Annotated in this window: 9 protein-coding genes and 1 riboswitch; of the genes, 5 read left to right on the top strand and 4 right to left on the bottom strand. The window is 47.8% G+C overall.

Translation table 11 applies throughout. The features are described 5' to 3' along the window. Positions 1-4: 4 nt before the first annotated feature. Both ACXHJ2_RS19510 and ACXHJ2_RS19505 read right to left on the bottom strand, forming a co-directional pair. On the bottom strand, positions 5-1,384 hold the full coding sequence (locus tag ACXHJ2_RS19510) for a Fe-Mn family superoxide dismutase (RefSeq protein WP_165082895.1): 1,380 nt from the start codon (positions 1,382-1,384) through the stop codon (positions 5-7). A gap of 250 nt (positions 1,385-1,634) precedes the next feature. Continuing rightward, the gene (locus ACXHJ2_RS19505) at positions 1,635-2,672 is read right to left on the bottom strand and encodes an alpha/beta hydrolase (protein WP_058831224.1); all 1,038 of its coding nucleotides are present in this window, start codon (positions 2,670-2,672) and stop codon (positions 1,635-1,637) included. A 298-nt stretch (positions 2,673-2,970) separates the two neighbouring features. On the opposite strand from ACXHJ2_RS19505, the gene ACXHJ2_RS19500 reads away from it, so the two are divergent. Together ACXHJ2_RS19500 and thiC are read left to right on the top strand one after the other, a co-directional pair. Continuing rightward, complete coding sequence (locus ACXHJ2_RS19500; RefSeq protein ID WP_013369419.1) at positions 2,971-3,714, top strand: IclR family transcriptional regulator; 744 nt, start codon at positions 2,971-2,973, stop codon at positions 3,712-3,714. A 116-nt stretch (positions 3,715-3,830) separates the two neighbouring features. Further along, positions 3,831-3,942, top strand: a riboswitch (TPP riboswitch). Between the two features lie 183 nt (positions 3,943-4,125). Next, on the top strand, positions 4,126-5,940 hold the full coding sequence (gene thiC / locus ACXHJ2_RS19495; RefSeq protein WP_274597493.1) for a phosphomethylpyrimidine synthase ThiC: 1,815 nt from the start codon (positions 4,126-4,128) through the stop codon (positions 5,938-5,940). Positions 5,941-6,148: 208 nt separating this feature from the next. Here the strand turns inward: thiC and ACXHJ2_RS19490 are convergent, their stop codons facing one another. After that, positions 6,149-6,301 (bottom strand): hypothetical protein, encoded by a 153-nt coding sequence (locus tag ACXHJ2_RS19490; protein ID WP_010348453.1) that lies wholly within the window; start codon positions 6,299-6,301, stop codon positions 6,149-6,151. Positions 6,302-6,807: 506 nt separating this feature from the next. On the opposite strand from ACXHJ2_RS19490, the gene ACXHJ2_RS19485 reads away from it, so the two are divergent. The 3 genes from ACXHJ2_RS19485 (at position 6,808) to ACXHJ2_RS19475 (ending at position 8,845) form a co-directional block, all read left to right on the top strand. Further along, positions 6,808-7,644 carry a YitT family protein gene (locus ACXHJ2_RS19485; RefSeq protein WP_013369422.1) on the top strand — a complete coding sequence of 279 codons (837 nt, stop codon included), beginning with the start codon at positions 6,808-6,810 and terminating at the stop codon, positions 7,642-7,644. Between the two features lie 164 nt (positions 7,645-7,808). Next, positions 7,809-8,453, top strand: coding sequence for an SdpI family protein (locus tag ACXHJ2_RS19480; protein ID WP_165082893.1), 645 nt, complete (start codon positions 7,809-7,811; stop codon positions 8,451-8,453). Between the two features lie 44 nt (positions 8,454-8,497). Then, positions 8,498-8,845, top strand: a complete 348-nt coding sequence (locus ACXHJ2_RS19475) for a DUF1648 domain-containing protein (RefSeq protein ID WP_025677470.1) — start codon at positions 8,498-8,500, stop codon at positions 8,843-8,845. Between the two features lie 74 nt (positions 8,846-8,919). Here ACXHJ2_RS19475 and acnA read toward each other — a convergent pair whose 3' ends face one another. Further along, positions 8,920-11,631, bottom strand: a complete 2,712-nt coding sequence (gene acnA / locus ACXHJ2_RS19470; RefSeq protein WP_165082891.1) for an aconitate hydratase AcnA — start codon at positions 11,629-11,631, stop codon at positions 8,920-8,922. Between the last annotated feature and the right edge of the window lie 404 nt (positions 11,632-12,035).

Below are 12,035 nucleotides of genomic sequence, written 5' to 3'. Positions count from 1 at the left end.
TAGCTTAGAATGGTTGCCATCTCAGCTTGGAGGCTTGAGCGTAGCGCGCTTCCACTTCAGGCCAGTTGACGACATGCCACCAATCTTCGATGTATTTATTGCGTTCAGCCTGATGCTTTAAGTAATATGCATGTTCCCACACATCGATCGCCAGCAGCGGAATAGACTCCCATTGAGTCAGGTTCTGGTGCTTTTCGGCCTGCAAAATTTCAAGCCGCCCGGAGCGCGGGCTCCATACCAGGATAGCCCAGCCGCCGCCCTCGACCTTTTCGGCTGCCGAACTAAATTGCTTTTTGAAGGCATCGTAGCTGCCAAAATCCTTTTTAATCTGTTCAGCCAGCGGTCCGCTTGGGTTTCCACCGCCTTGAGGGCTCATGATCGTCCAAAAAAGAGTATGCAGATAATGACCTGCCCCGTTAAATGCCAGTTCACGTTCCCAATGCTTTACGAGGTCAAAATCACCTGTTTTTCGGGCTTCTTCCAGTTTCTTTTCCGCTTTATTCAGATCATTCACATAGCTCAAATGATGCTTGTTATGGTGAATACGCATCGTTTTTTCATCAATGTACGGTTCAAGCGCATTATAAGGGTAAGGAAGCGGAGGGAGCCGATGTCCCCCAATAGGGACCGGGCGACCGACTAAGGATTTTTCCGCTGCTGAAGGTTGCGTCTGACCGGACTGGACGCCTTTAGTAGCCCCAGAACCTTCTCCTCTCATGCTGGCATGTCTCTCTCGAAACGCTTGCTCCGGGTAATCCTCACCCTCTGCCGCTACATGATACAACCCAGCGGCTCGTGCGATGGAGCCGGGCTCTTGAAAGGGAGTTGTCGAAATCAGGAAATATTGGCTTTCATGTGCTGCGTGTATTACAACTCCGGCGGATTTTGGCTGTTGACGCAATGCATGACTGTGCTCGGTCAGCAAACCTAGCTGCCGTACATATTCTTGTGATTGACGGTTCGCAGTTTGCAGCAAATCGTCCAGTCGACGATTTAATTCTTGAGAGGCAGGCTGTGAATTCAAGCCTGATTCGGACAACGGTTTCTCTCCAGTTGCTGATGCGTCTGATCCCCTTGAATGTGCTGATGGTTTATCCAGCTGGTGTGTATGAGCTTGGGGGGCAGACGACGCTTTTTTCTCCTGATGTTGCCATGCCTGTTCTACCGGATCAAGCGCGCTCCGTTGCTCTTCAAGCAACTCTATGGCGGTGCGTTCCGTTTGTTCAAATACGGTTCGCCAATCATCCAGCAGCCGCACATAAGCAGGTTCTAGCCCTTCAGTAGCGGATTTAATCACTTCCACATGCCAACTTTCCTGCTGCTTCCAATGACGGATTTCCTCCAGCACACGTAAGGGCAGGAAAGACCCATAAGTACTCAGCATCGTTTTTACCTCCCGTATCCCACTATGGCTATCCAGCAGATCTAGCAGATCTGTCCTGGATGCATATGTACCCAGTATATTCGCCGTCCCATCGGGAATATGTCTATGAACTTCCTTCATCAGGTTATATCTGTTGCACAGAACAATAATTAATCGTGGAAAATAAAAAAAGAAGCCTGTCTACGGCACGGGTTAAGTGTCCATAGGTAGGCTTCTTCAAGGCGATGAATGCTTATTCGAAAATAATTCTTTACTTCGTAGTCGTTTGTTTATGGGCAGCAGCCGTGGTTTTCTTGTCCTCCAGCTCCTGTACACTGCTTAAAAATGTCGATACCCGTCGTAAATATTCACGAGGATGCTCTCTGAAAATAAGCTCATGTATCCCGTTTTTTACAATCCATACACTGGAAAGTGGGTTGGTCTGATTGGCAGCGAGCTTTTCCGCAATGGGGTAAGGAGCCTTTTCATCCTGTGTACCATGCACAAACATGATTGGAAACGGATAGTCCTCCTTTTTTACTTCCTGATATGGAATCTGATGCAAACTGGTGCCGTTCAAAACTGGAAACAGCAACTCCAGTATTTCCAAAGATGGATGTCTCGGCAAATTAATTTGATTGTGAATGTTATGGTATAGCGTATCCGGTTCCAGTAGGAAGGTGCTGTCCAAAATCATCGCGTCCACATCTTTGGTTTGCAAACCCGCCTGAAGAGCGGTTCCTGCTCCCATAGAGAAGCCCCATACAATAATTTCCGACGAGCCGCGTTGTTTTGCCAGCTGGATGGCTCCAAGGAGCTGTTGGGATTCTGCCTTGCCTCCGGTTGCGACGGCCTTGCTGTTTTGTGACGCAAATCCGTAATCGAACATGACCACATTAAAGTTCAAGCTATGGGCATAATGCGCCAGATCATACATGGGAATCCAGCTTTCTTCGCGGTTGGCTCCATAGCCATGACTGAAAATTATGGTTTTCCGCGATTGATCTGCCGGGATATACCAGCCTTGTACCATACGGCTACCATCCTTGGCTGGGAAGCTGACTTCCTCATAAGGCATACCTTTGGCCTGCATCGGATTAGAGTATAATGGTGCGACGGTGGGATTCGTAAGCACCCAGGCGATGTAAGCATGCAAGGCAATAAAACAAAACAACAGAAAAAATACGACCGACAGCAGCAGAGCAATCACAACGTGCTTGAACCGCAGCATACGGGGATTAAAGAGTGGGGTGGACGGCTCCTGAACAGCGGTCTGTAGCTGAGCGTTGCGCTGGGATGTGGAAATCATGTAAGAGCCTCCTTATATAGAATTGATCTTCGAATCATAAAATTTAGGTATAATTCCACTTGAAAATAGTAGGGTATGTCCGTATAGATACCTATTATCGTATGATGGGTATTATCCAAAGTCAACGTCTGAACCGGAAAAGTAAAAATGATGCAAAGAATTGTCGATGTTTGTTCTTGTTCTGTAATATGGTTGTCACAAAAACATCGGTTTACAGTAGCTGCGACTATTCTATATAATTTATGTAACCATGTTTCATAGTGTGAAACGAATATGGATACAAGAGGAGCGGTTCACGATGGAAGACCGTAAATTAACCGTCCGCGCTGTAGAGCGTGCACTTGATATACTGCTGTGTTTTACCGCAGAATCTGATCTTGGTCTAACGGAGATTGCCTCCCAAATTGGTCTACATAAAAGCACCGTTCATCGTCTTTTGACTACGCTAGAGGATCGGGGATTTGTCGTTCGGAATGCCGAAACGGAAAAATATCGGCTTGGTTTTCGCATATGGGAGCTGTCCACGCATCTGTCCCAAAGCGATGAGCCGGCGGTGTTGTTACAGCCTGCAATGGAAGGACTGCGTGATCGCTTAGGGGAAACGGTCAGCTTGTACCTGCGGGATGGAAGCATGCGTATTCGCATACAAGCCGTGCAGAGCAATCAGGCGATCCGCAGGGTTGCGCCTGTGGGTGCGCGTATGCCGCTGGCTGTGGGAGCCTCCAGCAAGGTGCTGGCGGCCTTTATGCCGCCACAGGAGCTGGAGGTACTGCTAAGCAGTGAAGAATGGCCTCCCTCGGTAGATCCTGAGGTATATAAAGCCCAGCTGCAGGACATTCGTGAGAAGGGGTATGCGACTAGCTATGAAGAACGTGAGCCAGGGGCTGCGGCTGTGGCCGCGCCTATTGTGAACCGAAAGGGACAGGTCGCGGCGGCTTTATCTGTATCCGGCCCGGTCAGTCGACTTGCACCCGAGACGCTGCATGATTTTGCTCCGGTTTTGATCGAAGCAGCTAAGGAAATGGGGCTTATGCTCCCGTAACAGTAATCAATACAAAAGGAAATCATACAAGGGTTGCCAAAGCTATAAATTTAAAGTAGTCTGATAGAGATGGCGGATGTCTGTTATAGCCGCCAATTCATGTGAATAGAAAGTATCACAGTTACTGGGGGAGCCTGTAATGCGGGCTGAGATGGAATCGGGCAAGATTCCGGACCCTTTGCACCTGATCTGGATCATACCAGCGTAGGGAAGTAATCGGCCATTGAAATGTATACGCAGCTGCTGTCTGCGGTGACGCATAGGGTTTTATTCCATGTGCGTGCTGTCTGGATAGCTGCCTCGTTTGATTAGCCGGTTCCCTAGGGAACCGGCTTTTTTGCATAGATCAGCGCCACCCTGGGAATGGTTCCGGATCGGTGTGTCATTTCAACGATACGGGAGGAATGGATCATGAAACCGACAGAAACAGAAGGAACAAAAGAAACAGGAATGAAATCAACAGCAGTAGAGAAGGCAAGTGTTGAGCAAGCCAGTAGGGTTAATTCTTTCCCGGGGAGCCGCAAGGTGTATATTCAAGGTTCTCGGCCGGACATTGCCGTGCCAGAGCGTGAAATCGCGCTGCACCCCACACATACGCCGCAGGGGATAGAGTATCATGAGCCACTGCGTGTGTACGATACCAGCGGTCCGATGACAGATGAAGCCTATCAGGTGGATATTCGTCAGGGCTTGCCACCATTACGGCGAGCTTGGGCACTGGAACGGGGAGATGTGGAGGCTTATGAGGGCCGCGCCGTCAAGTCGGAGGATAACGGGCTGAAGCCTGGTTCCAAACGGGAGACAGTGGAATTTCCCGGCGTGACCAACCGTCCGCTACGGGCTTCGCAAGGGCGTACTGTGACGCAAATGCACTATGCGCGGCAAGGGATCATTACGCCTGAAATGGAATTTGCGGCGATCCGCGAAGGCGTAGAGCCCGAGTTTGTACGACAGGAGCTGGCGGCTGGACGAGCTATTTTACCTTCAAATATCAATCACCCGGAAAGCGAGCCCATGGTCATTGGACGCCATTTTCACGTAAAGATCAATGCGAACATTGGGAATTCCGCAGTTACGTCCTCCATCGAGGAAGAAGTGGAGAAGATGACCTGGGCTGTGCGCTGGGGCTCAGACACCGTCATGGACCTGTCTACAGGCCGGAATATTCATACAACGCGCGAATGGATCATCAGGAATTCTCCCGTACCGATTGGAACGGTGCCGCTATATCAGGCACTGGAAAAGGTGAACGGCGAAGCTGAGAAGCTGACGTGGGAGCTGTATCGAGACACGCTGATTGAGCAGGCGGAGCAGGGAGTGGACTATTTTACGATCCATGCGGGTGTATTGCTGCGATATATCCCGATGACGGCGAACAGAATGACGGGAATTGTATCCCGGGGCGGGTCGATCATGGCAGCCTGGTGCCTTGCACACCATCAGGAGAATTTTTTGTATACGCATTTTGAAGAAATCTGTGAAATTATGAAAGCCTACGATGTGGCCTTTTCTCTCGGGGATGGTCTGCGTCCAGGGAGTATCTATGATGCGAATGATGAAGCACAATTTGCAGAGCTAGAGACGTTGGGCGAGCTCACGCAAATTGCATGGAAGCGTGATGTCCAGGTCATGATTGAAGGGCCAGGACATGTCCCTATGCACAAAATCAAGGAGAATGTGGATTTACAAATGGAGATTTGTAAGGAAGCCCCCTTTTATACTTTAGGGCCGCTGACGACGGATATCGCACCAGGATATGATCATATTACCTCAGCTATCGGGGCAGCCATGATCGGTTGGTTCGGGACGTCCATGCTGTGCTACGTTACGCCGAAGGAGCACTTGGGTCTGCCGAACAAGGATGATGTCCGCGAAGGAGTTATTACCTACAAAATTGCCGCACATGCTGCCGATCTGGCGAAGGGTCATCCGCGGGCACAGCAGCGGGACGATGCTTTGTCCAAGGCGCGTTTTGAATTCCGCTGGCGCGATCAGTTCAATCTCTCGCTTGACCCTGAGCGGGCATTGTCCTACCATGATGAAACGCTACCAGCAGAGGGGGCCAAGGAAGCCCACTTTTGCTCGATGTGCGGTCCCAAGTTTTGCAGTATGCGTATCACGCAGGACATTCGTGCCTATGCGGCCGATAAGGGACTGAATACTGAGGAAGCCGTTGCCGCCGGGATGCGAGAGAAGGCAGAGCAGTATCGGGAAGCTGGGCAGTAAAAATCGGTAGCGATACAAAAGTCAATCAACTGGGAAGCCTCAACGAAAAGTACAGTTAAGCTCGTCAGAGGTTTATTTCCATAAACGTATGAGTTTAGGTTTAGAAACGCGTGAGTAACAAAAAGCCGTGGTTCTCTACAGTCGATGTAGAAAACTACGGCTTTTCAGCTTATGTAAAGCGGGATCATGCTACCGGATTAACGGAGCTTTATTTTTTACCCATTTTTTCATTCAAAATGTCCTGAAAGCTGAGCTTCTTCTCCGAGCTGTCTTCTTTCTTCTGCATACTCACCGCGTTGGCACGTTGGTATTGGTGGTGAAAAGGCATCAGGGTGTGGACAGTTAAGTTCATTGTATTCATGTGGTCATTCCTCCAATTCCATTTTGTCAAATTCAGATTGAGTTGCTTAGGACGTCTGTATAGGACTATGTATATGTACTTGATGTCGTAATGCCGTGTAGGTTGCTTGGTAATGTTTCAATCATTATACCCGCATTTATCCAAAGTAAAACGCTTTTGACATAAAACAGGAAGATGGTCGTATGTGTCCAAAATGTGTATTAGGAGGATGGTCATTTTAGGGGAAAATGTGCCTAGGGCCTAAACAAGGGCTAGAGGCCCGTTTTCTCAGTTTAGTAGTCGGGATTGTGTTTTTTTGTCGAATAACCTTGTATTAGCGGAATTTTGCGGAATTCTAAGGTTGGACTAAGGCAGTCTGGTGGCGAATTAAAGTGTCAAAGTTGTATTGACTTTATGTTGGGTAGTAGATACCATGAACTGGTTGTCAGCGTATTTTGGCAAGAAGAGTCAGCCAATCCATCTGGCAATTCATCCGTTGAAATGTTAGAGAGAGGATTAGAGCATATATGAAAAAAAGTATTGCAGATATCGTATTTATTATTCTGGGTGCGTTTTTTTTCGCGCTGGCTGTTAATCTGTATGTGATCCCGAATGAATTTGGCGAGGGGGGCGTTACAGGGGTCACGATCATCTTGTACTACCTGTTTCAGTGGTCTCCCTCGATCGTCAATCTGGTGATTAATGGCTTGCTGCTGATTGTCGGATATAAATTTTTGGACAAGAGAACGACTCTGTATACTATAATTGCGGTCGCTTTTAACTCGCTGTTTTTACATTTAACAGTCAACTGGCGGATTGATTCGCATGAGCCGACGATTAATGCCGTATTTGCCGGAGTTTTGGTAGGGGTCGGCATTGGCTTAATTGTACGGGTCGGTGGTACAACGGCAGGAACGGTCATTTTAGCCCGGATTGCCAACAAGTATCTGGATTGGAATATCAGCTATGCCTTGTTGTTTTTTGATCTGATTGTCGCCTTCTCTTCCTACTTTATTATTGGCCCGGAAAAATTAATGCTAACTATCGTTATTTTGTACGTCGGTACGAAAGTTATGGATTTCATGATTGAAGGATTGAATCCGAAAAAAGCGGTCATGATTATTTCGGAGCATCAAGACAAAATTGCTGAGATGGTCATTACGCAGATGGACCGTGGAGTTACCGTCCTGTCAGGCCACGGATATTACACCAAAAATCCAAAAGAGGTCCTATATATCGTCATTAGCAAACAAGAGGTGTCGGCGCTTAAAAAGATTGTAAAAGCTATCGATACAGCAGCATTTATCACCATTCATGACGTACGGGACGTATTTGGAGAGGGCTTTTTGGATATTTCGAAGTAGTTTAGCAATGCGAAGGTAAGAGAATAAGAGAATACAGTTGGAAGCCGGTCCTGAGTGGGTCGGCTTTTTTTGCTGTTGTGATGTTTATTTCATTTTTAGTATTGGAAAATATGCATAATAAAGTGGAGTCACTCAATTTCTGTTATATGGAGGGGGTAAGCGGGATGGAGAGTAAAAGCAACTATGATGTAAAAGAAGAATTCAAGAAGCCGTGGATGCATGTGTCTATTTTCTTTATTGTGCTGCATGTTATAAATTTTTCTTTGTTTTCCTCCTCGTTTCATTCCGCTAAGGATCGTATAGCATTGTTGTATTTTCCATTAGTTACTATGGTTTTAACACTGGCTATCGTAGTACTGAATCCAAGGTATTCAAAGCATAGAAACACCTTATCTGAACGTATGCTCGCTTCTTATCGTAAGATTTGTGCAAGTGTGTTTATTGTACTTGATTTGATTTTCCTTGCACTCATGTTCAAATATTCGGGTGGATTTCTATTCAGCACATTAAAATTAGCTTTATTTTTATCGGCTATTTTGCATTTAGCAATAGGAATATCTTTTGCTACAATAACACCCAATCGTCTAATCGGATTAAAGTTTCCTTGGCTGCTTTCGGATGAAAAGGCATGGAAGAAGACACATCGCATTTCTGCTTATATTTGGATAGCCTTTGGCTTAATAGGGATTTCCATAGGATTAGGACAAGAAGTTAATGTGTATATGGTACTCGCCTCTTTTTTGCCCACGATGATTAGTTTTATTATTTCTCTCTTACTAAGCCGGGGAAGTAAAAATATAGACGGCTGATCTGTGTATCATATAAATCGTTTAGCTCAAGAAGGAGGATTTTCATGCGAAGTAGATTAAATATTTTAAATTTATTTTCCTTTCTTCTTTCTATTGTGCCCTTCAGCATCTACTTGTTTATCTACCCGACAATGCCAAGAAATGTGGCAATCCACTACAATTTCAATGATGTGGCTGATCGTTTTGTTGACAAATCCTCCCCTGAGGTATGGTTGTTGTGTGCACTTAGCTTCATAGCTTTTGTGATTATGCTTTTTCTCCAGCCTTTTCTCAGACGTCAGTTCAAGAGCGAAGAAAGTTCTGCAATCATGGAAAGCCTGCCTGGTCTCTTCACGCTTCTTATAACCCTTGTGTTCTCAATCCTTGGCATACGTTTCCTTTTAGAGGCTTGAAGAATGTAAAAAATCCCCTCTCAATTGCAGTTTACACCGCATTTGGGAGGGGATTTTCATGATTCAATCGATCATTACGCTTGAATCATTTGACGCAATACGGTTTGCAAAATACCACCGTTGTGGTAGTAATCGATGTCGACGGTGCTATCCAGACGGGCAGTGACCGGGAATTCGAACTTGGTGCCATCCTCGCGTTTGGCTACAACCGTAAGTTCTTGACCTGGTTTCACGTCATTGTCAATGCCGAGAATATCGAAGGTTTCGCGACCATTGAGACCCAAGCTGGACCAGCCATAGCCTTCCTGGAATTGCAGCGGCAGTACACCCATGCCGACCAGGTTGCTGCGGTGAATCCGCTCGAAGCTTTCAGCAATGACGGCTTTAACACCTAACAACAGTGTACCTTTGGCCGCCCAGTCACGGGAGCTACCTGTACCGTATTCCTTGCCGGCAATGACGATCAGGTTCTGATCGGCTGCCTGATATTTCATGGACGCATCATAGATGGACATTTCCTCATCTGTTGGCAAGTACTTGGTCACACCGCCTTCGGTGCCTGGAGCTACATTATTGCGGATACGGATGTTGGCAAATGTACCGCGCATCATGACTTCATGATTACCGCGACGAGAGCCGTAGGAGTTGAAGTCCTTACGCTCTACACCATGCTCCTTCAAGTACAGTCCTGCCGGGCTGGAAGGGGCGATGTTGCCTGCTGGCGAGATGTGGTCAGTCGTGACCGAATCATTCAGCAGGGCAAGTACACGGGCATTACGGATTTCCTTGATATCCTGCACACCATCTTGAAGTCCTTCAAAGAACGGCGGATTTTGAATATAAGTTGAGTTTTCATCCCACTCATACAATTCGCCTTCAGGAACCGGAATGGAATTCCATTTCTCGTTGGCTGTAAATACATTTTCGTATTTGCGGCGGAACATATCCGGGCTGAGAGACAGGCTGATCGCTTCTTTGATTTCTTCGGAAGAAGGCCAGATATCTTTCAGGTAGACAGGCTGATTGTCCTGATCATAACCAAGCGGGTCATTCGTCAAATCAATGTTCACCGTACCTGCCAGCGCGTAAGCGACAACCAGTGGCGGCGAACCAAGATAGTTGGCTTTGACCTGCGCATGCACACGTCCTTCAAAGTTCCGGTTACCGGAAATGACTGCGCCGACGGTCAGATCATGGTCTGTAATGGCCTGGCTCACTTCGTCGGGAAGTGGACCGGAGTTACCGATACAGGTCGCGCAGCCGTAGCCTGCCACATGGAAGCCGAGGGCTTCGAGTGGTTCGATCAGCCCGGCTTTTTGCAGGTATTCCGTTACAACAAGGGAACCTGGTGTCAAGCTTGTTTTAACATAGCCTGGCTTTTTGAGCCCGCGTTGTACTGCCTTTTTGGCGAGCAAGCCCGCGCCTAGCATAACGCTTGGGTTGGAGGTGTTCGTGCAGCTTGTAATCGCTGCAATCACGACTGAGCCAGTACCCAGTTCACTGGTGGAGCCGTCCGGATGGGTCAGTGGAACCTTCTGTGCAATCTTTTCATCGCTCAGTCCATAGCCGCCTTTGTCTACCGGGGTACGGATAATGCCTTCGAAGGTTTCTTTCATGCGGCTGAGCTCAACACGGTCCTGCGGACGTTTGGGTCCGGCGAGACTCGGTACAACCGAAGCCAGATCCAGCTCAATCGTATCGCTGAACACAGGGTCTGGGGTATCGGCTGTGCGGAACATGCCTTGAGCTTTGTAATATTCCTCTACGAGGCTGACTTGCTCATCGGAACGTCCGGTGCTGCGCAGGTAAGCCAGCGTTTCGGCATCAACCGGGAAAAAGCCGATCGTTGCGCCGTATTCCGGTGCCATGTTGGCCACAGTCGCACGGTCAGCCAAGCTGATGTTGGCCAGACCTGGACCGAAAAATTCTACGAATTTCCCGACCACGCCTTTTTTACGCAGCATTTGCGTAACTGTTAGCGCCAGGTCCGTAGCGGTAGCACCTTCTGACAGACTGCCTGTCAGTTTGAAGCCGATCACATCGGGAGTGACAAAATACAACGGCTGCCCCAGCATACCGGCCTCTGCCTCAATCCCGCCGACACCCCAGCCCACAACACCCAGCCCGTTAATCATCGTCGTATGGGAGTCCGTTCCCACGAGGGAATCTGGGAAGACCACGGTTTCGCCGTCGATGGTTTTGGTCGCGGCTACGGAGGCGAGATACTCTAGATTAACCTGATGAACGATACCAGTGGACGGCGGCACCGCACGGAAGTTATTGAATGCCGTTTGCGCCCATCGCAGAAAACGATACCGTTCTTCGTTGCGTTCAAACTCTACATTAATATTGTAGTCCAGCGCGTCACTAGTACCGAAAGCATCAACCATAACCGAGTGGTCGATTACGAGATCGACGGGAACGAGCGGGTTGATTTGTTTCGGATCGCCGCCCGCTTTTTTCACCGTATCACGCATGGCCGCCAAATCGACAACCACCGGGACGCCTGTAAAATCCTGAAGCACGATACGTGCAGGAATGAACGGGATTTCCTTGTTGGTGTCACGATCCTCAGCCCAGCCTGTCAGCTGCTGCACATGTTCCTCAGTAATGGCGCGTCCGTCAAACTGGCGAACCGCAGCTTCCAGCAACACTTTAATGGAGAAAGGCAGCTTGGCAACACCGCTTTTTCCTTGTTCCTCCAGTGCCTTAAGACTGTAGTAGCGATAAGGCTTCCCGTTAACTTCCAAGCTACGGGCAATGGAGAATTGATCTTTTCCTGACATAAGTATTACCTCCTTGAAGTGGATGCTTGCGGGAAAATAGGGATGTCTTTTTTCGACGTCTTGCACATTTGGTTTTAATTGGCTGAGTTCTCAATTTCATCTTCAGTGGTTCATCGTAAGTTAAGAGGTTAAGATGATTGTAATTCGTTTCATTAGGTGAAACATGATTTCAAAATGATTGCTTTTGGATTAAGTATACCGTTTTCAGACGGTTCCGTAAAGTTTTTTTGACCTAAATTATGCGTGTCAGACTGGAAAATAAAACGTTCCGTTCCCCCGCGTTTTTCGATGTTCATACCAAGCTTTAGAGATTCATACTTATAGATAGAGAGCATATCAGACCAGAGAGGAAAGAAAGGAAGTTATATATCGGCGTGGTTATCCCCGAATAAGGATAGCGAGAC

It is taken from the genome of Paenibacillus sp. ALE3 (genome assembly GCF_054113405.1).
This window is presented reverse-complemented; position numbering and strand designations above follow the sequence as displayed.